Raw genomic sequence first — 25,049 nt, 5'->3', positions numbered from 1 at the left:
TGGGGAGGTGCCGGCGGGCGCGGCCGAGGACTGCCGTCGCGTTACCCGGGGTCGATCTCGCGCTCCGAATCGCCCCCGCGTTCCGGATCACTTCCGCGCTTCGGCTCGTCGTCGCGTTCCCGACGGTAGTTCCGTTCGCGGGCGACGTGGACGGTCGTCCCGTCCTCGAGGGCGACGGGCCGGGCGTCCACGGCCGCCTGGTCGCCGCCGAGCGTGGTGAACAGGCAGTCGGCGTCGACGCGGCGCGCGACCGTCAGGACCGGCCGGTGGAGCTCCGGCGGGAGGTTCCGGGCGTAGACGGCGTCCGCGCGGTAGTGGTCGCCGGGGTCGGGTCGCTCGCTCGCCTCGACCACGTCGTCGCGGACGAACCGGACCCCAGCCGGGAGTTCCCGGTCGTGGACGTCGGTCGCGGTCACCGGACGGCCGCGGTCGGCGAGCGCGGCGGCCACGTCCGGCCTGCGGCCGACGCCGACCTCGCACAGGCTCGCGTAGCGGGCGAGGAACCGGACGACGGCGCGCGGGCGACTGGCGGACACGGGCGGGAAACTTATGGCGGGGCCACGCATAAAGCAGTTCATGCTCGTCGACATCGTGCCCGTCGGGGACGTCTCCGCGAAGGAGAAGCGGGAGGCTTCGGCGGCGCTCCGTTCCGTGTACGACTGCGAGGTGTCCGTACACGACGAGCAGGAGATCCCCGAGGGCGCGTACGACCGCAGTCGGAACCAACACCGGGCGGAGCAGTTCATCGAACTCGTCTCGCGGGTCGGCGCCGGCGAGAAGAACATCGGCATCACGCCGGAGGACCTCTACTACCGGCGGCGAAACTACGTCTTCGGGCTCGCGTACCTCAACGGCAACGGCTCGGTCATCTCCAGCTACCGCCTCCAGACCTCCTCGGACGGCGGCATCTCCTCGAAGCCCTCGGGGGAGGTGTTCTCGGACCGCGTCCGCAAGGAGGTCGTCCACGAGATCGGCCACACGCTCGGGCTGGAACACTGCGACAACAACAAGTGCGTGATGAGCTTCTCCCCCACGGTCCGCGAGGTCGACGTGAAGGAGGAGAACCTCTGTGGCACCTGCTCGCGGACCGTGCGCTGAGTCCGAGTCCCGACCCGGACCCGTCGGCCCGGCGAGTTTCGGCGAGTAGCTATTTGCCGTTCGCGGCCCAACGTCGACCCGTCATGTCCAGCGATCGCGTCGTGGAGCTGCTCCGCAAGGCGTACGGCGACGAGATGGAGACCGTGATGAACTACCAGACGAACGCCGTCGTCCTCGAGGGCGTGAGCGCCGAGGAGATCAAGGAGAGCCTCCAGGCGGACATCCAGGAGGAGCTCGGCCACGCGGAGCGGATCGGCCAGCGCCTCCGCCAACTGGAGGCTAGGCCGCCGGGCTCCGCGGAGTTCACGGCGAACCAGAACAGCCTCCAGCCGCCCGCGGACTCGACGGACGTCCTGTCGGTCATCAACGGCGTGCTCGACGCCGAGGAGGACGCCATCTCGACGTACAAGTCGCTCATCGACGCCGCCAAGGAGGCGGACGACCCGGTCTCCGAGGACCTCGGGGTGACGCTGCTCGCCGACGAGGAGGCCCACCGGGCCGAGTTCCGCGGCTTCAAGAAGGAGTACGGGAACGGGTAGTCCGATTCGGGTTCGCGGTCGATTCGCCGCCTCTCCAGGCTGGTGGACGGGGAAACTGATTCGTGGTGACGACCGCGAACGTCCCCTGGGCACTCGGTCCGGTCGTCGTCTCGAAGGTGCCGCAGGTACCCGCGGCTGTCGGCTCCGGAATCCGTCCGGTCGTCGCGGAGCAGTCGCCGATAGCCCCGCGACCCCTTTCAGTCCCACCCGCCGGTTGATCGGTCGAGCGCAGCGGCTACGATTTCAGATGCGTCACGGGGGAATCAGCCGCTTGGCGCGCGGCGGTCGCGCGCAGCGCGACCGCTCGTGCGAGGGGCGAGCATCGCAGCGACCGAAGGGAGCGAGAAGCGCAGGAGGCTGGGGAGGGTGAGGTGCTGTGCGGCGCGGCGGGCGGGACTGAAAGGGGCCGGCCGGGGGCTTTCGAGGCAGTCGTCACCGAGCATTTACCCCGAGTCGAATGTACCGAAGAACCAGCCCGGGCGCCGGAAACGTACGATCCGACTCCTCAAACTGAGTAGTAGTACTCGCCCTCGCGCTTCTGCTCGCGGTCGAGTTGCGAGTCGGGCTTGTTGATCCGCGGCCGCCCGGTCCGCTCGTCGCGCCTGAAGGTGACGTCCAGATCGGCGAGGAAGTCGTTCATCCCCTCGCGCATCTCCTGGGGCGGGCTCGCGTGCCCGCGCTCGGCCGGCTCGCCGTCGAACACCATCAGCCGGTCGGCCAGCAGGTCGACCATGTAGATGTCGTGGTCGATGACCATCACCGTCGCGTCGTGGTTCTCGGCGTAGCGCCGGATGGCCGTCGTGGCCTGCACGCGCTGTTCCACGTCGAGGTGGGCCGACGGCTCGTCGAGGAGGTACAGATCCGCGTCCTCCGAGAGGCACGCCGCGATGGCGACGCGCTGGCGCTCGCCCCCGGAGAGGTCCGTCAGGTTCTGCTCCATGATCCGGTTCAACTGGAGTGGTCGCGCGATCTCGGTGTCCCAGTAGGAGGAGCCGAACTGGTCGGTGATCGAGGCGAGGAACGCGTCCACGCGCATCGGCCGGTCGATGTCGATGTACTGCGGCTTGTAGGCGATGTCCATCCGGAAGTCGAGTTCGCCCGCGTCGGGCTCCAGCTGCCCGGCGAACAGCTTCGCCATCGTCGACTTCCCGATGCCGTTCGGGCCGACGATGCCCAGCACCTCCGACTCGTACACCGTCCCGCCCTCGACCGTCAGCGAGAACTCGCCCTCGCCGTAGGACTTCTCGAGGCCGGGGTACTCGAACAGCGGCCGACCGGTCACCGACTCGCGGGGCGCGTGCTCCTCGAAGGTGATGGCGTTGGGCCGGATGCGCATGTTCTCGTTGTCGAGGTACCCCTTCAGGTACTCGTTGATGCCGTTCCGGACCGACTTGGGGTCCGTGACGACGCCGTACGCTCCGGGCTCGCCGTAGGTGACGTGGAGCGTGTCCGCCAGCAGGTCGAGGATGGCCAGGTCGTGCTCGACGACCATCATCGAGCGCTCCCCGTCCTCGGCGAGTTCGCGGACGAGCCGCGCGGCGGTCATCCGCTGGCCGATGTCGAGGTACGGCGTGATCTCGTCGAGGAAGTAGAAGTCCACGTCCCTCGCGAGCGTCGCCGCGAGCGCGACCCGCTGGAGCTCCCCGCCGGAGATGGAGTCGATGTCCTGGTCCATCACCGGCGCGACGTTCAGCCGCTCGATGAGGTGGTCCAGTTCGCCCCGCTCGTCGGTCGCCTCCAGCAGCTCCCGGGTGTTGCCGTCGAACTGCTTCGGGATCTGGTCGACGTACTGGGGCTTGCGGGCGACGGTCACCTCGCCCTCGATGACCTTCTCGACGTAGTTCTGGAGCTCCGTCCCGCGGAAGCGGTCGAGGACGGCGTCCCAGTTCGCCTCCTCGTCGTGTCGACCGAGGTTCGGCGTCAGCTCCCCGGAGAGCATCTTCACGGCGGTCGACTTCCCGATGCCGTTCGGCCCGAGGATGCCCGTCACCGAGCCGGGTTCGGGCACCGGCAGGCCGTAGAGGGCGAACGCGTTGTCGCCGTAGCGGTGGACCGGCTCGTCCTCCAGCTCCGAGGGGAGGTTGATGATCTCGATGGCGTCGAACGGGCACTTCTCGACGCAGATTCCACACGACTCGCCCAGGCAGATCTCCTCGGAGATCCACACCTGGTCGGGGCCGCCGTCGTACGGCTCGTCCTCCCCGTAGTGCTCGCCGCGGGTGACGATGCAGTCCTTCCCGGTGCGGTTCGGCGGACAGAAGTTCGCGCACTCGTAGTTGCAGCGGTCGGGCTGGCACCTGTCGAGGTCGACGACCGCGATGCTGTCGTCGGCCATCTCAGACCGACCCGGCGAGGGTGGTCGACAGCAACACGCCGTACGAGATGAACCAGAGTGTGAACGTCATGAACCCGACGTAGAGGTTGTCCTTGATCCCGAACTCGCCGACGTCGACGCCGATCAGTTTCAAGAGCGGGTACTCGACGAACAGGAACGCCGCGAGCACCAGCAACGGCTCCGTGCTCGCCGCCGTCTCCGTCGAGAGCCCGAAGACGGCCGCGGAGACGAACGCCGCGGCGATCCCGGCCAGACACGCGACGGTGGTGACCGCGACCCCGCGCGTGTGGTCGGACAGCCCGGAGGCGGTTTCCGTACTCATACTCGGGAATCCGGCGGGCGGCGACAAAAGGGGTTCGCTTGCGGTTCAGACGCCCCTCCGACCCGTTCGAGCCCGCCCGCGTGCCGGCGGGTCGGCCGACCTCCCCTCCGCGGGCGACGGTTCGATTCGCGAGTCGTCAAGCTTTAAGCCGATGCACTGTTTCGAATCGTAACGATGGCTGGAACCGAAGAGGAGAGTCTCGACGATTTGCCCCCCAGCGCCAAACTCGTGTACAAGGTTCTGGAGTACAACGGTTCGCTGACCCAGAAGGGAATCGTCGAGGAGTCGATGCTCTCGGCCCGCACGGTTCGGTACGCGCTCGAACGACTGGAGAACATCGGCATCGTGGACGAGGACGTCTACTTCGCCGACGCCCGGCAGAACCTCTATCAACTCGACGCCCCCCAGCGGGCCGAGGCCGACGGCGGCCAGGAAGCCTGCTGCGCGGAGTAGGCGGCGACGGTCCCCGCGTTTCTTCTCCCCCGACGCGCTTCGACGCGTACGCTCGCGGCTCCGGAACGACCGAAGGTTCATACGCGGAGCCGGGACCAGCGCCCCCGTGCGCTGACCGTCGCCGTGGGCCGCCCCGCGAAACTCCGGGGGGAGGCGGCTCGCGACCCCACCGACGTTCGTCCCCGGTGTTCACCCCTCCGCCCGTCCGTCCCGCCTCGACGAGGTCGGCCAGCGCGCGGTTCCCCTATAGCGCGTTCTCGACAGCGCCGGCGACCAACCGCGCCTTCGCCGCCAGCGACTCGGACACCTCCCCCGCCGCGACCGCCCCGTCGAGTTCGTCGTCGTCCACGCGCTCGACTCGCCCGTCCGCGTGCTTCACCACGTCCACGTGGAGGTCCACGTAGCGGACGCTCCCGGGGAACGCCTCGACGGGCGTGCAGACGTTCACGTACGTCCCCTTCCGCTCGCCGTCGGCGTCCCGGTACACCGTCGGGTACCACCAGCGTCCCTCGCGGAACGTCGTGAGCGCCACGTCCCCCGCCTCGCGACGGGCGTCCAGCGCGTCGTAGGTCCCGCCGGCGGTCATCTCCCGGCGGACGGAGACCGTGCCGTCCGCGTCCCGGCCGGTCACCTCGCCGCGACCGAGGGTGATGAGCCTGCCGTCGGGCTTCCCGTGCTCGATGGCGACCGAGTCGCCCTCGACGGGCCCGAACCGGTCCGCGACGACCCCGAACGGGAACCCCCCGTTCCCCTCCCCGCCGTCCACGCTCCCCTCGTCGCCGTCCGTCGCGAACGAGCAGAGCGCCTCGGCGAGGTCGACGCCGGCGCTCGCGGCCGCGGAGGCCGCCTTCGTCCGGTGGTGGCCCGGCATCGTCGCCGTCACCCGCCGGCGGAGACCGTCGAGTTCGAACCGGGACTCCCGGCCGAACCAGACCCAGGCGCCGTCGGTCGGCGCGGCGACCCGTCCCGGTTCGCCTTCGGGTTCGTCGAGCACCGGCTCCAGCGTTCGGGCGTGCTCGGTCGCCCGTTCGAGTGCGCTCCCGAGCGCGTCCATGCCCGCGTCCCTCGCGCCGCGGGCCCACTCGATCCCCCAGCCCTCGGGGAGTTCCGGGTCGAGGAGGTCGGTCATCCCCACGAGTTCCCGCGCCGCGGCGTCGTCGCCGCCGGCGACGCGGGTCCCCTCGCGTCCCGGAACGAGAGTCGCGAGGCCGGCCATCGCCCGGACGCGCGTGTCGAGTTCCGGCCGGCCGTCGCCCCAGGGCGCCCGCGACTCGACGACCTGGACCCGGAAGACGTCGTCCTCCCCGACGTAGCCCTCGGCGTTCTCGAACGGGAGGTAGCCCTCGCCGACGCCGAGGTCGAGCACCGCGCCGCCGCCGAACGTTTCGGTCACGCGGCCGTCGAACACCGCGCCGCGCGGGGTCGCGTCCGCCCACGCGAACGCGTCGATGCCGACGTCGCGGAGGAGCGCGGTCGCCGCCTCGACGGCGTCGGGTTCGCCCCCGACGCCGACGCCCTGCCTGTCGTCGGTCGTCTCGAGCGAGACGTCGTGGTCGGCCGTCGGCAGCTCCGCGTCGAACCGCCGACGGATGGGGGAGGAGGCCTGGACGACCTCGTGGTCGGCCTCGAGCAGCAGCCGCGTCAGCGCGGTCGCGTAGATGCCGCGGACGCGGGCGTTCATCGGAGCGCGTCCGCGTCGCGCGCGAACCGGACGCGGTCGTGGACGGACGGGCCGAGCGTCAGCTCCACCACGTCGTCGTTCAGGACGCGCCCGCCCTCGACGTAGACGCCCCACGAGTCGAAGCGGAGGTAGCCGCGGAGGTCGGCCGAGTGGGTGTACGTGTCGAGGTGATCGACCCCGTGCTCCTGGATCGTCGCGTCGCCGTGAGCGACGTCCATGTCGGAGTAGTACGTGCCGCCGTCGGCGAAGAACGTCTCCAGCGCTGCGGCGTCCTCGCGGACGGCCTCGGCGACGAGGTCGGACGCCTCCTCGAGGTCGTCGGTGTCGAGCCCGACCGCGCGGAGCGCGGCCTGGGTGCGCGGGTCGAAGTGCATGGCCACCGCTACGGACGCCGGGGATTTGAACGGTCACGTTCCCGCGGCCGTCGATGGGGGCGTGGACGTGGGGTCGGCGCCGACGGAGGCGTCCGCGTCGGCGACAAGAACTTAGACGGCGGCGGCCGACAGCATCGATATGACTGCCAAGGAGCGGACGGATCCCGTCGAGGGCGCGACGGACGGGTCGTCCGACCTCTACGACATCGCGACCTGGGAGGAGCGGAGTTCCCTGGACGGGCTCGCGGTCGCCATCTATCGGCTGCTGTCGGCCTCCGCGCGATGGGGGCTCATCCTCCTCGCGTTCCTGCTGCTCGTCGGGATCGGGGGGTTCTCGGCGCTCACCGACCCCGCCATCGGCCTGCTCACGGTGCTGTCGGCGATCCCCGCGCTCGGGCTGGCGGCGTACGTGTACGCCACCGACATCACCACCGACGAACCGCTGACCCTGCTCGTGGTGACGTTCCTGCTCGGAGTGCTCACCGCGAACTTCGCGGCGGTGCTCAACGGCATCGCCCAGCCGTACTTCCGGCCCCTCCAGTTCCTCGGCACCGTGCTGTTCTTCTTCCTCGTCGTCGGGCCGATCGAGGAGACGGTGAAGCTCCTCGCCGTCCGGCTGTACGCCTACGGCGACGACAGCTTCGACGCGGTGCTCGACGGGGCGGTGTACGGCGCGATGGCCGGGCTCGGGTTCGCCTTCATCGAGAACGCACTCTACATCACCCAGAACGTCGGCGCGGCGCCCGGCGAGCTCGACCTCGGCCTCGGGCTCGTCGGCATGGGCGGGGGGATCACCGCGGTCAGGGCGCTCGCGGGGCCGGGACACGTCATCTACTCGGCGTTCGCGGGCTACTACCTCGGGCTCGCGAAGTTCAACCCGGAGCACCGCGGCCCCATCGTCATCAAGGGGCTGCTCATCGCGGCGGCCATCCACGCGACGTACAACACGACGGTCGGCATCGGCGCGGGGCTGTTCGACCTGGCGTTCGGCGCGCTCGGCATTCCGACGTTCGGCGGGCTGCTCGCCTTCTTCGCGTACGTCGTGGTGTACGACGGCGTCTTCGGGCTGTTGCTGCTGCGGAAGATCAATCGGTACCGCGCCGCCTACCGGTCGGCCCACGCGGGTGCCGGCGTCCCGAGAACGTGACCGGATCCGAGCGGTGAGCCGTCGGGAGCACGGGAGCTGCCGGACGCGAACGGGCCGGCAGGGGCGGGGACGGATGCGGGGAGGACGGGGGCTCAGGCGTTCAGCTTGTCGCGCGAGACGGTGACGCCGGTCGGCGTGAGGATCAGCTGGTCGTCGCCCTTCTGGACGATGTCGCCGTCGACCTCGTCGGCGACCTGCCGGAGTTCGTCGATGATGTGCTCGACCGTGCGGTCCGAGGTCGAGTGGCGCGTGATGTCGGCGATGACGAAGTCGCCGTCGTAGACGGCGTCCTTGATGTCGATGACGTCCGTCTGGTCGGCGATCTCGGCGATGTGGACCTGCATGCCGGCGCCCCCGTGGGCGCTCTCGAAGTCGTTCAGGTCGAGCTCGACGTAATCCTCGGCGCTGTGGGTCCCACCGCCCCCGAGGATCTTGCTCATGATGCCCATACGCGCTCATGTGTGACTGCACGCTTAAGGTCTTACGTCAGACGCGCGGGTGACGGGGCGGGTGCGGGGATCGGAGGAGGGAACACGCCGCCGGCGCCGATTCGCGGGGCGTCCCGTCGGTTCGGTCCCGCCGGGCGCGCCCGCCGTGCCGGGACCCCCGTCTTTTTGCGCGCCGACGCGCCACCCCCGACGATGACGTTCAGCATCTGCGTCCGGGAGGCGTACACGGGGGCCGAGGGGAAGCGGCACGCTCGGTTCGGGGTGGCGGTCACGACCCGGCTGCCGGGGGTGGGGACGATCTGCCCGTTCGCCTCCGGGAACGGCGCGGTGGCGACCCAGTCGCTCGTCAACGTCGACCTCGGCCGCAGGGGGATCGAGTACCTCGACGACGGACTGGCGATCGGGGACGCGCTCGAATCGCTCCTGAACGCGGACGACGGGCGCGAGCGGCGGCAGCTCCACGGCGTCGACGCCGACGGGACGTTCGCCTTCTCCGGCGAGGAGTGCAACGACTGGTACGGCCACGCGAGCGGGGAGAACTACACGGTCGCGGGGAACCTGCTGACCGGCGAGTCGGTCGTCGACGCGGTCGCCGCGACCTACGAGTCGGATGCCTTCGGCGACGCGCCGCTCGCCGAACGGCTGATCGACGCGCTCGAGGCCGGACAGGACGAGGGCGGCGACAAGCGGGAGGAGCTTCCGGTCCAGTCGGCGGCGCTGAAGGTCGCCACCACCGAGGACAGGGAGTTCGAGCCGTACTACGACGACCTCCGGGTGGACGCGACCGAGACGCCCGTCGTCGACCTCCGGGAGACGTTCGAGGAGGCGCGGCGGGGCGGCGAGATCGTCCTCGAGCGGTACGACGGGGAGGGAGGCGGGGACGGCGAAAACGACGACTGAACGATCGCGGTGGCGCGCGTCGCCCGCGCTCCGTCGCGGGCGACTGCGCGCGAGGGATGAGCGAACCGACGCGCCCGCGTGGCGCGCCGACGCGAGCGAATCGGCTGGGGAGGGTGTGGCTGTAATTGGTCGAGCAGTGGTGGTCCGCCATCATCCGTTCGGAGAACCACCACGGCGACGTTCGATCGCGGCAGCGAAGTCAGATTCGAACGGGACTCACACCGAGAACTCGTACAGTTCGTCGCCGACGTGGTGGAGCGACTTCACGACCTTCCCCGAGTCGCCGACCATCTCCGACCCGTCCACCAGCGCGCGCCCGATGCCGAGCGCCTTCCCGTGGGTCTCCTCGGCGATCACGACGAGGTCGCCCTCCGCGATCCCCTCGTCGGCCTCGGTGATGCCGGGCCGCATCACGTCCGCGCCGTCCGAGACGAACGAGATGGCGCCGGCGTCGACGGTCACCACGCCGCGCTCGGGCGGGTGGTCGTTCGCCCCGCGCACGGTCACGAACGGCTCGTCCCCGTAGTAGAGCACGTCCGGGTCGCCGTCCACGAGGACGAGGTCGAACGCCGAGTCGGTCAGCTCCACCAGTTCGAAGGCGTCGCCCCCGAGATCGATCCCCAGCCGATCGGCGAGCGTCTCGCGGATCTCCGAGACGGCGTCGCTCCGGAGGTGGTGGCGGGATTTCACGTCCATGTCTCGGGTTGGGTCCGTATCGGGGATAAATCGCCCGTTCCGGCCGCCGCGCGGGCGCCGGTCGGGCGGTCGCCCGACGTCGACCGGAACACCTCCGGCGAACGGACTGTCACTTGGTCGCACGAAAATCGCTAAGTTCCCGGCGGCCCCAGTTCGGTACATGTGGCGCGGCCGGTCCAACCGGGGCGAACAATCGGTCGTCTGTATCGCGTGTGGCGACTCCCTCTCCCGCCGGAACGCCCGCGAGTACGACAAGGAGGGGAACCGCTGGGAGCGGGACGGCAAGGAGTTCGAGTACCTCTGCAAGCCGTGCCACCGCGAACTGTGCCACCAGCCGCGGGGGGACCTCGAGTCGCTGCTGGTGGACGTGGAACGGGACCGCGACGGCCGGACCGGTCCGGCGCAGTTCCTGCGGGCGTACCAGGGGGCGGTTCGGGAGCGGTACGGCGCGGCGGGGCCCGGGGCATCCGGATCCGGCGCGGAGGGCGACCGGGACGCGCGGGGCGAGTGATCCCGGCTCGGGGACCGCCTCCGGTCACCGGCGCCCCGGACCCCCGGAGTGACGCCGGATCTCGGCGATCCGATACGGGTTCGCGACGCGTCGTGGGCAGTACGCCGTGAACGCCCGATCGTCGAACCATCGCGCCGGACCTCGCTTCGGGGTCGGCAAGGCAACCCGTCCCGCCGAGAAACCGTGCCGGCGTGCAACCGCTAGGTGTATACGGGACGATACGAAGACCTTCCCGATGGATTCCTCCAGTTCGGAGCTGGACGATACTCGGGCGCAGTTACGGCGCTACGCCTCCCGGTCCGGTGGGCAGTGTACGCCCTTCACGACGGCGGAAATCGCGGAACGACTAGGGGACGCCGAACGGAACGTGGCACGGAACCTGTCCAGGCTCGTCGAACTCGGCGAGCTCCGAACCAGGGAGCTCGCCGATGGAAGCCGGGTCTGGTGGCAGCCGGCGAACGAGGTCGACTTCCCCGATCAGCGGTCCAAACTGCAGGAGTTCGGCGCGTTCGTGAGCGCCGTCAGGGACTACGCGATCTTCATGCTCGATCCCGACGGCACCGTCGTCAGTTGGAACCAGGGCGCAAAGCGCATCAAGGGGTACTCGGAGGGGGAGATCGTCGGCGAGCCGTTCTCCACGTTCTACACCGAGGACGCAATCGAGGAGGGGGTGCCGGAGTCGAACCTGGAGACCGCGGCGGAGGAGGGCCGAGTCGAGGACGAGGGCTGGCGGATCCGCAAGGACGGCTCGCGGTTCTGGGCGGACGTCGTCATCACTGCCATCCGGGACGTCGACGGCACGCTCCGGGGGTTCACGAAGGTAACCCGCGACATGACCGAACAGCGGGAGTACGAACAACGGCTCCGCCGGGAGCGCGACCTCACCGAGCAGATCCTCGAAACCGTCCCGGTCGGAATCTCGGTGATCGACTCCGACGGGACGTTCGTGCGGGCGAACCGGCAGGCACTCGCCCTCCTCGAGATCAACGAGGCCGATCTGGGGGACCTCCCGGCCGAGTCGAGGGCGCTGTACGACGCCGAGGGCGAACTCGTTCCCGGCGGGAGGAGACCGTGGACGCGGGTGAGCGAGACGGGAGAGTCCGTCCACGATTTCCAGTGCCGAATCGACCGGCCCGAGGGGGATCACCGGTGGCTCTCGATCACCGCGGTTCCGCTCGATGGGATCCCCTCGGGTGACGGCGGAACGGTCGTCGTGATCGAGGACGTCACCGACCGGCGGGAACGGGAGCGACGGCTCGAACGGCGAAGGTCGGAACTCCGGACGGAACTGGGTGAGATCCTGGGACGAATCTCCGACGCGTTCTTCGCGCTCGACGAGGACCGACGGTTCACCCACCTCAACGAACGCGCAGCGGAGCTGTTCCAGCACTCCGAGGACGAGCTTCTGGGGCAGTCCCTCCGTGAAACGTTCCCCGAGCGAGCCGGCGGCCGGCTGGGGGAGGAGTTCGACGGAGCGTTGGACACGCAGGAACACACGAACTTCGAGCAGTACGACGACGAGCTCGACGCCTGGCTGGAGTACAACGTGTACCCCTCCGAGTCCGGACTGTCCGTTTACATCCACGACATCACCGACCGGCGGGAGTACCAGCGGAAACTGGAGGAGTCGAACGAGCGCCTCGAACAGTTCGCGTACGCCGCCTCCCACGACCTCCAGGAGCCGCTCCGGATGGTGTCGAGCTACCTCCAGTTGATCGAGGGCCGGTACGGGGACGAGCTCGACGAGGACGGCCGGGAGTTCCTCGAGTTCGCCGTCGACGGCGCCGACCGCATGCGGAACATGATCGACGGTCTGCTCGCGTACTCGCGCGTCGAGACGCGGGGCGAGCCGTTCGAGCCGGTCGATCTCGGGGACGTGCTCGTCGACGTCCGTGAGGACCTGCAGATGAGGATCGTGGAGAGCGACGCCGAGATCGCGGCCGAACCGCTCCCGCGCGTCCGGGGGGACCGTGGCCAACTGCGGCAGGTGCTCCAGAACCTGCTGGACAACGCCATCGTGTATTCCGGCGACGGACCCCCACGCGTCCGTTTCGAGGCCGAGCGTGACGGCGACGAGTGGGTCGTCTCCGTCAGCGACGAGGGGATCGGCATCGATCCGGACAACGCGGATCGCGTGTTCGACGTGTTCCAGCGGCTCCACAGCCGCGACCGGTACGAGGGCACGGGGATCGGACTGGCGCTGTGTGAACGCATCGTCGAGCGCCACGGCGGCGAACTGTGGCTCGACTCCGTGCCCGGCGAGGGGACGACGTTCTCGTTCACGCTCCCCGCGACGGATCCCGACGATGCGTGACCGATCCCGTCGCGGATCCCCGTAACGTCCGGACGAGTTCATCGAACGCGTCGGGGCCACGGCGCGGTGCCGAGCCCGGTTCGCACGGTCGCCGGAGGACGGCGATCGACCCGCCGTCCGACCGGGATGCCGCCCCGGCTCGCGATTCGCCCGGTCTCGCCCGCTTCGACGGCCGCGCGCACCCCAAAACGCCTACGTACCGCTCCCCCGTAGCCGCCGTCATGACCGAACCTTCTCCGGAGGAGTCCGACCGGGACGAGCAGGCGGCCGCGGGTACCGCCGAGGGTCAGGGCCCCGTCACGATTACGGAGGACCTCGCGCGTCACCTCGAGAACAAACGCGATGACCTGTTCGAGGAGTTCGAACTCCACGACGAGTTCCCGCCCGCGGTGAAACGCGAGGCCCGGGAGCGCACCGAGGGCGTGGAGGACGAGATCGCCGACGCGGTCGACGAGCGACGGGACCTCCGGGACCTGACGACCTGGACGACCGACCCGATCGACGCCCAGGACTTCGACGACGCCATCTCCATCGAGGAGGGCGAGGAGGAGTACACGCTGTGGGTCCACATCGCCGACGTCTCCCACTACGTCCACCCCGAGTCCGCGATGTGGGAGGAGGCCGTGAAGCGCTGCAACACGGTGTACCTCCCGGCCTACACGGTCCACATGCTCCCGCCGGTGCTGGCCGAGACCGTCTGCTCGCTCGTGCCCGAGGAGGACCGCTTGGCCCACACCGTCGAGATGCACCTCGACAGGGAGACGCTCTCGTTCGAGGACCTGGAGATCTACAAGTCGGTCATCAACTCCGACGAGCGGCTCACCTACTCGCAGTGCGAGGCGCGGCTCGACGACCCCGACCCCCCGCTCCACGAGGAGAACGTCCTCGCCTACGAGGTGGCAAACCGGATGCACGAACAGCGCAAGGAGGACGGCTCGCTCGTGCTCAACCCCAGCCGCGACCGCGCCCACACCATCATCGAGGAGTGCATGCTGAAGGCGAACAAGGCGGTCACCCACGAGCTGATGTGGAACCGCGGGGTCGAGGCGATGTACCGCGTCCACCCCCAGCCGACGCCCGACCAGTGGAACGAGGCGCTCCGGGAGATCCAGGAGACCGAGGGCGTCTCCATCCCGGGCGACTCGTGGGACGACCCCCGGAAGGCCGTCAACGCCGCGCTGGAGGAGGCGCCCGACCGCGCGCTCTCGAAGATCCAGCGGGCCGTGCTGAAGGTGATGCCCCGCGCGAAGTACATGAACGACCCGTTCGGCGGCCACCACGCGCTCAACTTCGACATCTACGGCCACTTCACCTCGCCCATCCGGCGCCTGTCGGACCTGGTCAACCACTGGATCGTCCACACGAACGACGTGCCCGAGGACCTCCTGGAACTGTGCGACCGCGCGTCCCGCAAGCAGAAGGACGGCGAGACGGTCGAGCGCCTCTACAAGCAGTTCATGCAGGAGGTCGGGCTCGACCCCTACGCGGTGAACAACCGCGGGCTCGAGGTCGTCGAGGACCCCGCGGAGGCGACCCACGAGACGCCCGAGACGGTGCCCGAGTAGGCGACCCGTGGGGGCGGCCCTCGGAACTGGCCCGCGCACGTCGCCGGAACGGGGCCATCTAGGTCGCCGCGGAACGGAGCGAAGACACATCACCGAGGCGTGCGAACGTACGGGCATGACCCTCGACGTCGAGGTGCCGGACCCGCCGTCGCTACGCGGCCCACAGTCCCGGGAGAACTACGAGGCCGTCGCCGAGCAGGACGACGATCCGGGCGACGACTACCGCAGGGCGGAGCTCGAGAGCGTCCTCCGCGACGGCGCCTGGGCGGACGCCTTCGAGGAGTGGGCGGACGGGACGGAGCTCTCCGAGGGGGAGTTCGGGACGGTGGTCCGGCTCGAACTGATCGACCGGTTCGACTTCTACTGGGACCCCGCCAGCGACGAGGTGGGCTACCGCGCGCCCGAGGTCCCCGACGAGGCGCGCGAGGAGTTCGAGGTCGACGTCGTCGCGCTCGTCGAGGACGAACTCGACACGCTCGGCCGGGTCGTCTCCGAGATGCTCGAGAACGAGTACCTCCCCCGCGACGACGAGACGTGGGGGTTCTTCGCCGACGACGAGCCGGAGGACGAGTACGAGTTCCGGGACGGGACGTAGCCGGTCCCCGCCGACCGTCCACCGATCGACGGGCGAGGTGCCAGCGGGCGAGCGACCGGAGCGGTCGGGACGGGGTCGACCCGGACGGTATCGGCCGACGGGGTCCGGGAGCCGTTCGCGTCCTCGGCCCGGGTTCCGGCTTACCGGTCCGCGACCGCGACGAGGTAGGTCCGACCGCCGCGCCGCTCCAGGTGGATGTCGCAGTCGTTGCGGTCGGCGAAGGCCCGGATCTCCGCGGACGTCGACTCGGTCACGTCGATGCTCGCGCGCGTGGGGCCCTCGACGTCGATACGCTCGGGTGCGGTGACGGTCGCGCTCATACCTCCGTCGTGGAGGGGGAGTGACTTGTAGGTCGGCCTAGCGGAGTGAAAGTGAAAGTGCGGGAAGGGGCCGGGTCACGGTCGGGACCGCCGGGCGCGCCCGGCGGCGGGGGACGACCGTCGCCGACCGACGAACGGAGGCTCACAGCGGGTCGAGGCTGCCGCCCTCGTCGGTGATCAGTTGCTGGATCTCCTCCTGGCGCGTCGCGGCCTGCGCCTCGACGTTCTCCTGTGCGTCGACCGCCTGCGACTGGAGTCGCTCGATCCGGGGCACGTCGGTCACGTTCGAGAGCAGGACGACCGCGGACACCGTCTCTGCGGACGGACGCGGGCCGTCCCCGGCGAGCACCTCGACGCTGTCGGTCCGCTGTTCGACCCACCGGCGGGCGCTCTCGAGCCCCTTGCGCGAGAGCTCCTCGGGCGGCCCGGTGACGACGATCAGCGACCGCTCGGCCGACGCCACGTCCGCCGGGCAGGTGAGCCGGGACTGGACCGCCTGCCGGACCAGGCCGCTGATCTTCTTCGCGGTGTCGGTCTCCCCCTCGGACTCGCCGTTCCGGAACCGGGAGAGCAGTCCCCTCGAGTCCCGCGTCGACCGCTCGACGTCGGTCTCGGCGTAGGCGACGGTGGCGATCCCGCCGGTCGCGAGCGTCCGCCTGACGTCGCTCGCGTCCATCGCGTTCTCGGACACCCGGGGGCCGTCGACGCTGCCGGCCGACAGCAGCGTCTCGACGCGCTTTGCGATCTCGCGGTTCGTCCGCTCGTAGCCGGCGCCCACGGAGTCGTCGTGGGCCCGCCAGGCGTCGTTGTCGAAGACGACGAGGTTGTCCGTCGCGTCGACGAACGATCGGAACGACCGGGCGGCGTTGAACGACGCGCGGCCGCCCTCCTCCTCGCTCGGGAGGATGCCGAGCCCGTAGACGGGCTCCCGGTAGGTCTCACGGAGCGCGGAACAGAGCACCGGCGCGCCGCCGCTCCCGGTCCCGCCGCCGAGTCCGGCGACGACGAGGAACGCGTCGACGTCGTAGATCGGCACGTCGTCGATCGCCCGCTCGATCTCGTGGAGGTCCTTGCGGGTGATCTCCCCGCCGAGTTCGGGGTCGCTTCCGACGCCGTGACCCTTCACGCGATCGTCCGTCTGACCGATCAGGATGCGGTCGTCGTCGGGGACGCGTTCGATCCGCGCCAGGTCGACGCGTGCGGAGTTGACCGCCAGTATCGACCGGCAGAGCGATCGCCCGACCTCGGTCTGGTAGGCGAAGACCTCGTCGGCGACCTTTCCGCCGGCGTTCCCGAACCCGATCAGTGCGATCTTCACGGTGGGGATACCGGCGGTACGGAACCCGTTAGTTATGTACTGAGTTCCCCGCGAGGCCGTCACTAAGCGGTGACTACTACGTAAACCGTCGGTCGAGAGTCAGGCGCCGGCCGAGGCGACCGTACGCCGGCCTCACCCGGTCGGACCGATCCGGAGTCCGTCGCTCCACTTCTCCTCGTCCACGCGGTGCATCCCGTACAGCGTCGCCTCAGGATCGAAACTCGCCGTGCTCCTCCACGGGTTCGAGATCGGAGATGAAGCCCCCGTGCTCGAACTCCTCCCGACAGTCCCCACACAACGGAAGTTCCTCCGCGTTCCCGTCGGTGTAATCGACGTGCATCAACACCCCCTCGCTGGTTTCACACTGCGAGCAGTCCATGATTCCGCTCCTGCTGTTACTCACATCGTCACCCGTGCTTAAATATGTCTCCGGCACCACGTAAACGACATCCGGCAATCAACTATCCGCACCCGGCAATCCCCCCTACCGTCTCCAGCAGGCGTGGCGAACGGTCTCCATCGGAGAGCAGCGGAACGAGGAGCACCGCGGGCGGATCGGCAGGAACCCCGCGGAGGGCGTTCGCGCGGTCGAGGCACGCGCCGTCGACGACCCGTCCCCGTCGGTCGAATCGTCGTGGCAACGCGGACGGACACTACCGGATTACTGAGAGTGTGAGTCCGTCCCCCTCGGGAGACCTCCGTTCCTCGGACCTCGAATCTGATAGCGGGGGAACACGTATTCGTAGAGGGAACCCTCCACGACGAGCCACGGCGTTCGTGAACGGGCGCCGCTCGAACCGTCCCTCGCCCTCTTCGTCGATTTCGAAGGGCAACCGCCTTTTTATCGTACCTGAAAATCGGACGGTTAGATTTATCAGTATATTCAGTCTCCATCCGGTTGCAATGAAATTCAGCAAGCTGTTCACGGACGAACGGGCTGTGTCGCCGGTCATCGGCGTCATCCTGATGGTCGCGATCACGGTGATCCTCGCGGCAGTGATCGGGACGTTCGTCCTCGGGCTGGGGAACAACCTCGGCGACACCGCGCCGAACGCGAATTTCGACTTCGACTATGAATACGACGATGTTGATGGCGATTACAACGTAACTGCAACGCACTCTGGTGGTGCGACGATAAGTGACGACAACGCCGGGAACTTGACGATCAGTGCAGAGAGCAATACCACCGCATTCAACGGCTTATCGGAGGGCATCAGTTCTGGAGACTCCGCTGTCCTGAGGGAAGTTGGGACCGATGAAACTGTAAGAGTAATCTGGACCTCGCAGGACGGTAGTAACTCGCAGGCACTTGCTGAAGGCAGCACGCCGAGCAACTAACGTCATCACCTCGACGACAGTTTTCTTCAGCAAAACAATAGGGAGGCGCGCGCTCGGACCCACAAGAGGCCTCTCGCGTGCCGCCTCCCCATCGGGCGCTCCCTTCAGCGAGAGAGGGATGGACGCACGTCGACCGCGCCTGCTTGAGAAGATAGCCAGGTGACCACCGCCGCGCGAAGATCATTCTTCGACCGGCCCACGCTGACGCAGGAGAGAGGTAGCCGGGCCAGTCACGATCCGCCTCGGACAGGCCGGATCCGAGGTCCCACGACTACGGAGCGGTATCGTCCGGATTGTACTCGACGCCGGTCGGTTCGAGTTCGCCAACCGAACCGGTGAAATGTTGGCGTAGTCACCGAGGACGCCGCGCATCCGGTTCGCGTGCGCCATCGGTCATCACCGCCGCGCACCTATACCTCGTAGTCGAACGCCTCGCGCTCCTCGCCGTCGTCGGTCTCGTAAGTGTACTGCTCCTCGCTTTTCTTGATCCCGATGGTCTCACCGGGGCAGACGTCGGCTGCGTCGAGCTGGCGGTCGATGGTCGCGTTCGACCACATCCGGCACGGGTCGCCCTCCTGGGTGAGGTGCAGCACCGTGTTGTCGAACTTGCCCACGTTGGGCTCGACGTGGCGGACCTCGGCCACGATGGCCTCGCCCGCGTCGAGTTTGATGACCGGTTCGTCGTCGTCGTTCGCCTCCGGCGACTCGACCGGGTCGAGATCGTCGAAGGACGGAGCTTCTTCGGTTGCTATGACTCCAGTCGGCGATACTAGAGTTTGAGCACGGTTCGGTGAAGGTGAAACTGACAGACTAAGCGAGACAACTGATTATCGATAGTTCTACTGTCACAGCAAATAGTATTTATTAGGAGCAGAGAGACGCAATCCTAATGATTGATTTCGGCCATCTGGAGGCAATTCGATTCTGTCTTGATTGGCGAATGGATCAGGAAGAGGAATTTCCTGAACAAAAGGTGAAGTACCAAAAATCAGAGAACCAGTGGCTAGTTTCTATTGTCAGAGAGTCCTATGAACTGAGCAAATTTACAAGGACAAGCGTCAACGAAGCTATCAAAAACTACCACCGGCAAATTAGAACTGAATCTGAAACTGCTGGAAGGCTAATCGATCCAGCAAACCCAGTTCAGATTAGTGGTGGAGTTCTAAACTCAATAAAATTAAAAGACGAAGTGGAACCACAGCTGAATGGATTTGAAGATAGGATTGAACAATTTGGGTCCGAAGCTGTATTTGGCGGCCATGATGAATATGAAGAATTAGCTAAAGCTGGATTGAACTACTCTCGGACAATTTTACCACGGATTCGATTATTCATTCATACATATCTCTGGATATTATGGACTCATGAGGCATTGCATCAGGCAAATCGATTTGGGGCGAATCTTCAGAGCGAGCACAGATTTGAGAGCTTTACAACCGCAGCATTTCCCTATATAGCCCATCCTCCACTGATAGTTGCCACGATTGCATGTACTACTATGATCGAAGAGGTTGGAGCAGAATACATCAATTCATACATCGACGGGAAGGATTACGATCGTGATCATACCAGTGCAAGTTCAATCTTGACTGACCTGGAGAATAAGTATGCAGCTAGTGACGATTTCGATATCAATAGCATAAGAAGTCAGGTCGTTGAATCAAGAGACGACGTAAGTCACTACGTTACAAAACGGGATGACGTAGTGAATATTGACGACTTTGAGGAATTCTATAACTCAGTGATTGAGGGGATTGAATTGGTAGATGAGTTATTGGGAGAATTAATCAGCCGCCCTACAGCAAGATTCTATAAACAAATAGATGAGAAATATAACTAACATAGATATGAGTCGCTATGACAAACCAATTTGCGAGGAGAATCATTATAGTATTTACATTTCAATACCCGGTCAACATTTCCTGGGTCTTCAAACTCGTGATCGACAAAATGACTGGCCATCATCTCGGGATTATGCATAGCGACGTTACACTTCCGACAACCCCAGATCTCACCCTTCTGTAGCGGTTGTGACAGCCGCGTCTCCTCGAGCACACGCTCCACCGGCAGATGCAGCGAAACCATATCGACACCGCCGTCTCTGGGCGAATGCTCCTCACCATCCAAATCGATGAGGGCTTCGAGTTCTCAGTCCGGTTCGAGCGACGGCAGTCGCTGGAACGACTCGGCTTCGAGACTGGCGTCCAGGTCCTCGAGGAGATCGTCGACGAACTCTTGATGGCGCTGGTCGATATCGGGTTCCCTGAGGATGAACGGAACCGAGTCAACGGCGGCGGGGTTCGCCCGTCGCCAGCCGTGACCAACTGGCGAACACGAAGGGTGGAAAAAGCGAATCGGAGGACCCGCGAGAGACTACCTCAGACGCTACTACAGGCTTCTAAGGAAACGGGAACTGCGAGGATGGACTCGCTGGGATTTGAACCCAGGGCCTCTTCCTTGCGAAGGAAGCGATCTACCGCTGATCTACGAGCCCGCACACGAACGAACCGCTGGCGTCCACTTGAGGGTTCCGTTTCCCCCTCCGGTTCGGCACCGACTCACACCCGCAACAGCCCGAGTCGCCCCGCGAGCAGGCCGAGCGTCGCGCCGGAGAAGTGGGCGACGAGCGCGCTCCCCGCCGGGCTGAACGCGAGCGTCAGTCCGCCGGCGATCAGGCCGGCGACCACGACGACGACCCGCGGGGGGAGTCGGAGCCGGTCGAGCACCCCGGACGAGACCGGGTTCGCCGCGAGCAGGTAGCCGACCAGCGCGAACGCGGCCCCGCTGGCGCCCAGCACCGCCCCCGTCCGGCCGAGTAGCCCGCCGAGCCACACCTGCGCGAGCCCCGCCAGCACCCCCGTCGCGACGAAGAAGGCGTGAAAGCGGAGCCGGGTCGTGGCCCGGGCGATCAGGCCGCCGGCGAGCGCGACCACGACCGCGTTCGAGAGCAGGTGGCCCGGGCCGGCGTGGGCGTAGACGCTCGTGAGGAGCCCCCAGGGCGGCCGGTGGACGGGCGGCGCGAGCGCGAACAGCCCGACGAGCCCGACGAGGGAGCCGATCCAGGTCAGCGTCGACATGAGAACCATCGCGGCGAGCGTCTCGACGACCGGGTTCCCGAGGAGGACGGACCGTCCGGCGCGCCCACCGCCTGCGTCGGTTCCCGACGTGGGGGACATTGCCGACTATCCGTGACACGGGAACGAAAAGCCCCCGGCTGCGGGCGGTGGACGCTCCCTCTGGGGAGTCGCCGATCGGCCGGCCGGGAGCGGCTCTCGCCGATCGACCGAACGGTGCCGCTCGGCGGTCGAAAGAGGTGAGAAACGGGTCGGGCGTCCGTGCGCCTTAGCGGTGCGTCAGTCCTCGAGGACGATCTCGATGCTGACGTCGTTCGGCACCTGAATCCGCATCAGCTGCCGGAGCGCGCGTTCGTCGGCGTCGATGTCGATGAGCCGCTTGTGGACGCGCATCTCCCAGTGCTCCCACGTGGCGGTGCCTTCGCCGTCGGGGGACTTCCGGGTCGGAACCTCCAGCGTCTTCGTCGGGAGCGGGATCGGTCCCGACAGCGCGACGCCGGTCTTGTCCGCGATCTCCCGGACGTCGTCACAGATGTCGTCCAGGTCCTCCGGGGCCGTGCCCGCGAGTCGGACGCGCGCCTGCTGGTCCGGCATCTATCGCTCGTCGACGCTGAGCACCTTGCCGGCCGCGATGGTCTGACCCATGTCGCGGACGGCGAAGCTGCCGAGTTCCGGGATCTCGCTCGACGGTTCGATGCTGAGCGGCTTCTGCGGGCGGATGGTGACGACCGCGGCGTCGCCGGACTTGATGAAGTCCGGGTTCTCCTCGGCGACCTCGCCCGAGGCTGGGTCGAGCTTCTGGTCGAGCGACTCGATCGTACACGCCACCTGCGCGGTGTGGGCGTGGAACACCGGCGTGTAACCCGCCGTGATCACGGACGGGTGCTGCATGACGACGACCTGGGCCTGGAACGTCTCGGCGACCGTCGGCGGGTCGTCGGCGGGGCCGCAGACGTCGCCGCGGCGGATGTCGTCCTTGCCGATGCCGCGGACGTTGAACCCGACGTTGTCGCCCGGGCCCGCGTAGTCGACCTCCTCGTGGTGCATCTCGACGGTCTTCACTTCCCCGCCCACGTCGCTGGGCTGGAAGGAGACGTTGTCGCCGGGGGACATCTCGCCGGTCTCGATGCGGCCGACCGGAACCGTCCCGATGCCCGAGATGGTGTAGACGTCCTGGATCGGCAGGCGGAGCGGCGCGTCCGTCGGCGGCTCCGTCTCCGGCAGGCTGTTCAGCGCCTCGAGGAGGATCTCGCCGTCGTACCACGACGTCTCGTCCGAGCGCTCGGCGATGTTGTCGCCCTCGAAGGCGGAGATCGGGATGAACGAGGCGTCCTCGGTGCCGAAGCGGACCTGGTTGAGGAGGTCCTCGACCTCGGAGACGACCTCGTCGTAGGTGTCCTGCGAGTAGTCGACGACGTCCATCTTGTTGACGGCGACGATGAGTTCGTTGATGCCGAGCGTGCGGGCGAGGAAGACGTGCTCGCGGGTCTGGGGGGCGACGCCGTCGTCGGCCGCGACGACGAGCACCGCGTTGTCGGCCTGGGAGGCGCCCGTGATCATGTTCTTCACGAAGTCACGGTGGCCCGGGCAGTCGACGATGGTGAAGTAGTAGTCGTCGGTCGTGAACTCCTGGTGGGCGATGTCGATGGTGACGCCGCGCTCGCGCTCCTCGGCCAGGTTGTCCATGACGTAGGCGAACTCGAAGCCGCCCTTGCCCTTCTCCTCGGCCTCCTCTCGATACTGCTCGATGACGTGCTCGGGGACGCTCCCGGTCTCGAAGAGGAGGCGACCCACGAGCGTGGACTTCCCGTGGTCGACGTGGCCGATGATGGCCAGGTTCTGGTGGGGTTTGTCTTGGCTCATTGTGGATTCACGCGCTAAGGCGCTCTGTGAGGTTTCGTTCGTCCGATTGCCCTAAAACCATTTCGATACGCGACACGACCCGTCGCGGCGCCGTCTTGCGATTTTCCGTGCGTCGGTCTCCCGTGCGTTCGGCTCTCACGGTGGGTCCCTCGTCGTTCGTCGTCCGCCGGGTTCCGTTCCGCTCGAGAGACGGCGTCTCCCCCGGCGTTCTCGACGGGCGTCACACCGGAACCGACGGTGCCGGGCTCCGGCGCGCTCGACCCTACCCCAGCCGACCGACGTCCGAGAGCACCGCGCTAGCGGTCTCCTCCCCCCCGGCCCCCGCACCCGAGATGGCCAGGTTGCCGGCGTACCTCGCGTCGATCTCGACGATGTTCCGCGTGCCCGACACCGCGAGGGTGCCGTTCTCCGGGACCAGCCGCGGACCCACGCGAACGCCCTCGCGCGTCGCCTCGCCGATGAGCCTGACCGTCCGGCCGTCGTTGCTCGCGAGTTCCAGCGCGCTCCCGGTGACGTTCCGGATGCCGTCGACGGTCGCGTCCGCGAGCGAGAGCTCCCGCTCCCGAAGCTCCTCGATCGAGCCGCAGTCGGCCTCACGGAGCACGTTCGCGAGGATGACGCACTTCAGCGCCGCGTCGGTCCCCTCCACGTCGAAGGACGGGTCGGCCTCGGCGACGCCGAGGTCCTGGGCCTCCGCGAGCACGTGGTCGTAGTCGAGCCCCTCGGCGGCCATCCGGGAGAGCACGAAGTTCGCCGTTCCGTTGAGCACGCCCCTGACGGCCTCGACCCGTTCGGGGCCGAGGTCGTCGACGGTCGCGAGCGCCGGGATCGCGCCCCCGACGGTCGCCTCGAACAGCACCTCGCCGGCGCTCTCGGCCTCGAGCGCGCGGACGTCGGCGTAGCGCTCGGCGACGGGGCCCTTGTTCGCGAGCACGACGTGTCCGTCCCGCTCCAGGGCCGTCCGGAGGTGCGAGAACGCGGGCTCGGCGTCCCCGAGCGTCGTCGGCGTCGCCTCGACGAGCACGTCGTACTCGGCCGACAGCGCGTCGGCCGGGTCGGCGTCGCCGAGCCCCGCGCCCGCTCCCTTGTCGGCGAGCGCGGCGGCCACGTCCACGCCCTCGGGGTCGACCGTCGCGGTGGTCGAGTCGGCGAGCGCGGTGACGGTGTGGCCATACTCGGCCGCGAGCTCCGCCACGGAGCGGCCGACGGCGCCGGCGCCGAGGACGGCGAGCCGCGTCATTGGCCCCCCTCCATCGGCTCGATGACGTGGATCCCCTTCTCCCCGGCGACCGACCGGACGGTGTCGAGCACCTCGCGCGTCTCGCCCTCCCGCGCGCGGAGGCGCAGGCGAGCGCTCGACTGTTCGTCGCTCCCGGCGCCCGCGGGCGCGGACAGTTCCAGGTCGGCGACGGTCGCGTTCGCGCAGTCGGCCAGCCGGCGGAGGGTGTCCGAGAGGTCGGTGTCGATGAGGTGCCCGACGAGCACGACGGTCACCTCGGCGCCGAACTCCTCGGCGCCGGCGCGGGTGACGTTCACGCCGTTCTCGCGCAGCGCCTCGAGGATGGTGTCGAACCGGTCGGGCGGACACTCGATGTCGACGGCCACGGGGATGTGCCCGCGCGGCGTGATGTTCCCGCGCTCGTGGAACACCGACAGGAGGTTGCCGCCGTGCTCGGCGATGGGCTTCAGCGCCGCGAGCAGCTGGCCGGGTTCGTCGACGAGTTCGAGGCGGATGGTGTGGGCGACGGGGGCGTCGCCGCCGTCGGCCTGGGTCTCGGCGGGGTCGCCCTTCGGGCCGTCGCCGTCGGCACCCGACGCGTCGTCGCGTCCGGGGCCGCCGTCGGTCAGCACGGTCCTCCCCGACGGCGGGCGCTCGCCGTGGGCGGACGCCGGTTCGGGGGTCATCTAACTCGCCCCCCGGAGCGCGTCCGCCGGTCCGATCCGGGTTCCGTCCGTCGTGGCCGACCCGATGATTGTTGTCGACGTGCGGGGCTGGTGCCGTCGTTCGCAGCCGTCGCGCCGACCGTGGGTCGTGCCACTTGGCATGGTCGGTTCGTGGGGGTGGGGAGGTGATAAGTCTTCTACGGTGGCGAGGTTTGCCGTCGCGTTCGCGACTGGGCGGATCGAACGCCCGTGCCCGGCCGTCGGGCGCCGTGC

Annotated in this window: 27 protein-coding genes and 1 tRNA gene; 11 read left to right on the top strand and 17 right to left on the bottom strand. The window is 67.9% G+C overall.

What is annotated here, in order from left to right; all coding sequences use genetic code 11:
- Positions 1–41: 41 nt before the first annotated feature.
- Positions 42–566, bottom strand: a complete 525-nt coding sequence (locus HUG12_RS19300; RefSeq protein WP_179270338.1) for a UPF0146 family protein — start codon at positions 564–566, stop codon at positions 42–44.
- A 10-nt stretch (positions 567–576) separates the two neighbouring features.
- Here HUG12_RS19300 and HUG12_RS19295 point away from each other — a divergent pair, with 10 nt between their 5' ends.
- Both HUG12_RS19295 and HUG12_RS19290 read left to right on the top strand, forming a co-directional pair.
- Complete coding sequence (locus tag HUG12_RS19295) at positions 577–1,098, top strand: archaemetzincin family Zn-dependent metalloprotease (RefSeq protein ID WP_179270337.1); 522 nt, start codon at positions 577–579, stop codon at positions 1,096–1,098.
- A gap of 83 nt (positions 1,099–1,181) precedes the next feature.
- Entirely contained in the window at positions 1,182–1,637 is a 456-nt protein-coding gene (locus tag HUG12_RS19290) for a ferritin-like domain-containing protein (RefSeq protein WP_179270336.1), read from the top strand.
- A gap of 505 nt (positions 1,638–2,142) precedes the next feature.
- On the opposite strand, the gene HUG12_RS19285 is transcribed toward HUG12_RS19290, so the two are convergent.
- Positions 2,143–3,972, bottom strand: coding sequence for a ribosome biogenesis/translation initiation ATPase RLI (locus tag HUG12_RS19285; protein WP_179270335.1), 1,830 nt, complete (start codon positions 3,970–3,972; stop codon positions 2,143–2,145).
- A gap of 1 nt (position 3,973) precedes the next feature.
- A complete protein-coding gene (locus HUG12_RS19280; RefSeq protein WP_179270334.1) occupies positions 3,974–4,294 on the bottom strand; it encodes an EMC6-like membrane protein in 321 nt (106 codons plus the stop codon).
- Between the two features lie 174 nt (positions 4,295–4,468).
- On the opposite strand from HUG12_RS19280, the gene HUG12_RS19275 reads away from it, so the two are divergent.
- Complete coding sequence (locus tag HUG12_RS19275) at positions 4,469–4,747, top strand: winged helix-turn-helix domain-containing protein (protein ID WP_179270333.1); 279 nt, start codon at positions 4,469–4,471, stop codon at positions 4,745–4,747.
- A gap of 244 nt (positions 4,748–4,991) precedes the next feature.
- Here the strand turns inward: HUG12_RS19275 and HUG12_RS19270 are convergent, their stop codons facing one another.
- Both HUG12_RS19270 and HUG12_RS19265 read right to left on the bottom strand, forming a co-directional pair.
- Positions 4,992–6,428: a DUF402 domain-containing protein gene (locus HUG12_RS19270; RefSeq protein WP_179270332.1), complete on the bottom strand. Its 1,437-nt coding sequence runs from the start codon at positions 6,426–6,428 to the stop codon at positions 4,992–4,994.
- A complete protein-coding gene (locus tag HUG12_RS19265; protein ID WP_179270331.1) occupies positions 6,425–6,802 on the bottom strand; it encodes a DUF7532 family protein in 378 nt (125 codons plus the stop codon). The genes HUG12_RS19270 and HUG12_RS19265 overlap by 4 nt, the downstream gene beginning before the upstream one ends.
- 139 nt (positions 6,803–6,941) lie before the next feature.
- Between HUG12_RS19265 and HUG12_RS19260 the strand changes: the two genes are divergently transcribed.
- A complete protein-coding gene (locus HUG12_RS19260; RefSeq protein WP_179270330.1) occupies positions 6,942–7,949 on the top strand; it encodes a PrsW family intramembrane metalloprotease in 1,008 nt (335 codons plus the stop codon).
- Between the two features lie 92 nt (positions 7,950–8,041).
- Here HUG12_RS19260 and HUG12_RS19255 read toward each other — a convergent pair whose 3' ends face one another.
- The gene (locus HUG12_RS19255) at positions 8,042–8,398 is read right to left on the bottom strand and encodes a cell division protein SepF (RefSeq protein WP_179270329.1); all 357 of its coding nucleotides are present in this window, start codon (positions 8,396–8,398) and stop codon (positions 8,042–8,044) included.
- A gap of 192 nt (positions 8,399–8,590) precedes the next feature.
- On the opposite strand from HUG12_RS19255, the gene HUG12_RS19250 reads away from it, so the two are divergent.
- The gene (locus HUG12_RS19250; protein WP_179270328.1) at positions 8,591–9,298 is read left to right on the top strand and encodes a DUF1028 domain-containing protein; all 708 of its coding nucleotides are present in this window, start codon (positions 8,591–8,593) and stop codon (positions 9,296–9,298) included.
- Positions 9,299–9,514: 216 nt separating this feature from the next.
- On the opposite strand, the gene HUG12_RS19245 is transcribed toward HUG12_RS19250, so the two are convergent.
- On the bottom strand, positions 9,515–9,994 hold the full coding sequence (locus HUG12_RS19245; RefSeq protein WP_179270327.1) for an RNA-binding protein: 480 nt from the start codon (positions 9,992–9,994) through the stop codon (positions 9,515–9,517).
- A 160-nt stretch (positions 9,995–10,154) separates the two neighbouring features.
- Between HUG12_RS19245 and HUG12_RS19240 the strand changes: the two genes are divergently transcribed.
- The 4 genes from HUG12_RS19240 (at position 10,155) to HUG12_RS19225 (ending at position 14,979) form a co-directional block, all read left to right on the top strand.
- Positions 10,155–10,505, top strand: a complete 351-nt coding sequence (locus HUG12_RS19240; RefSeq protein WP_179270326.1) for a DUF7562 family protein — start codon at positions 10,155–10,157, stop codon at positions 10,503–10,505.
- A 235-nt stretch (positions 10,506–10,740) separates the two neighbouring features.
- The gene (locus HUG12_RS19235; RefSeq protein ID WP_179270325.1) at positions 10,741–12,819 is read left to right on the top strand and encodes a PAS domain-containing sensor histidine kinase; all 2,079 of its coding nucleotides are present in this window, start codon (positions 10,741–10,743) and stop codon (positions 12,817–12,819) included.
- Between the two features lie 221 nt (positions 12,820–13,040).
- Positions 13,041–14,384, top strand: coding sequence for a ribonuclease catalytic domain-containing protein (locus HUG12_RS19230; RefSeq protein WP_179270324.1), 1,344 nt, complete (start codon positions 13,041–13,043; stop codon positions 14,382–14,384).
- Between the two features lie 115 nt (positions 14,385–14,499).
- Positions 14,500–14,979 (top strand): hypothetical protein, encoded by a 480-nt coding sequence (locus tag HUG12_RS19225; RefSeq protein ID WP_179270323.1) that lies wholly within the window; start codon positions 14,500–14,502, stop codon positions 14,977–14,979.
- Between the two features lie 140 nt (positions 14,980–15,119).
- Here the strand turns inward: HUG12_RS19225 and HUG12_RS19220 are convergent, their stop codons facing one another.
- The 3 genes from HUG12_RS19220 to HUG12_RS19210 all read right to left on the bottom strand — a co-directional run bounded on the left by HUG12_RS19220 (position 15,120) and on the right by HUG12_RS19210 (position 17,020).
- A complete protein-coding gene (locus HUG12_RS19220; RefSeq protein WP_179270322.1) occupies positions 15,120–15,299 on the bottom strand; it encodes a hypothetical protein in 180 nt (59 codons plus the stop codon).
- 142 nt (positions 15,300–15,441) lie between these two features.
- A complete protein-coding gene (locus tag HUG12_RS19215) occupies positions 15,442–16,617 on the bottom strand; it encodes a tubulin/FtsZ family protein (protein WP_179270321.1) in 1,176 nt (391 codons plus the stop codon).
- 208 nt (positions 16,618–16,825) lie between these two features.
- Entirely contained in the window at positions 16,826–17,020 is a 195-nt protein-coding gene (locus HUG12_RS19210) for a hypothetical protein (RefSeq protein ID WP_179270320.1), read from the bottom strand.
- A gap of 500 nt (positions 17,021–17,520) precedes the next feature.
- Here HUG12_RS19210 and HUG12_RS19205 point away from each other — a divergent pair, with 500 nt between their 5' ends.
- A complete protein-coding gene (locus HUG12_RS19205) occupies positions 17,521–17,955 on the top strand; it encodes a type IV pilin (RefSeq protein WP_179270319.1) in 435 nt (144 codons plus the stop codon).
- A 410-nt stretch (positions 17,956–18,365) separates the two neighbouring features.
- Here the strand turns inward: HUG12_RS19205 and HUG12_RS19200 are convergent, their stop codons facing one another.
- Complete coding sequence (locus HUG12_RS19200) at positions 18,366–18,599, bottom strand: hypothetical protein (RefSeq protein WP_218836359.1); 234 nt, start codon at positions 18,597–18,599, stop codon at positions 18,366–18,368.
- Between the two features lie 245 nt (positions 18,600–18,844).
- Here HUG12_RS19200 and HUG12_RS19195 point away from each other — a divergent pair, with 245 nt between their 5' ends.
- The gene (locus tag HUG12_RS19195; protein ID WP_179270318.1) at positions 18,845–19,795 is read left to right on the top strand and encodes a hypothetical protein; all 951 of its coding nucleotides are present in this window, start codon (positions 18,845–18,847) and stop codon (positions 19,793–19,795) included.
- 582 nt (positions 19,796–20,377) lie between these two features.
- Here HUG12_RS19195 and HUG12_RS19190 read toward each other — a convergent pair.
- From HUG12_RS19190 to HUG12_RS19165, 6 genes are all read right to left on the bottom strand, one after another.
- A tRNA-Ala gene (locus HUG12_RS19190) sits at positions 20,378–20,449 on the bottom strand.
- A 64-nt stretch (positions 20,450–20,513) separates the two neighbouring features.
- On the bottom strand, positions 20,514–21,131 hold the full coding sequence (locus HUG12_RS19185; protein WP_179270317.1) for a rhomboid family intramembrane serine protease: 618 nt from the start codon (positions 21,129–21,131) through the stop codon (positions 20,514–20,516).
- A 177-nt stretch (positions 21,132–21,308) separates the two neighbouring features.
- The gene (rpsJ, locus tag HUG12_RS19180; protein ID WP_179270316.1) at positions 21,309–21,623 is read right to left on the bottom strand and encodes a 30S ribosomal protein S10; all 315 of its coding nucleotides are present in this window, start codon (positions 21,621–21,623) and stop codon (positions 21,309–21,311) included.
- Positions 21,624–22,892 (bottom strand): translation elongation factor EF-1 subunit alpha, encoded by a 1,269-nt coding sequence (tuf, locus tag HUG12_RS19175; protein ID WP_179270315.1) that lies wholly within the window; start codon positions 22,890–22,892, stop codon positions 21,624–21,626.
- A 262-nt stretch (positions 22,893–23,154) separates the two neighbouring features.
- Entirely contained in the window at positions 23,155–24,132 is a 978-nt protein-coding gene (locus tag HUG12_RS19170; protein WP_179270314.1) for a homoserine dehydrogenase, read from the bottom strand.
- The gene (locus tag HUG12_RS19165) at positions 24,129–24,797 is read right to left on the bottom strand and encodes an amino acid-binding protein (RefSeq protein WP_246308094.1); all 669 of its coding nucleotides are present in this window, start codon (positions 24,795–24,797) and stop codon (positions 24,129–24,131) included. The genes HUG12_RS19170 and HUG12_RS19165 overlap by 4 nt, the downstream gene beginning before the upstream one ends.
- Positions 24,798–25,049 lie beyond the last annotated feature (252 nt).

The organism is Halorarum salinum (assembly GCF_013402875.1).
Taxonomy (GTDB): domain Archaea; phylum Halobacteriota; class Halobacteria; order Halobacteriales; family Haloferacaceae; genus Halorarum; species Halorarum salinum.
The sequence above is the reverse complement of the archived record's forward strand: the minus strand, read 5'-3'. Positions and strand labels throughout refer to the sequence as shown.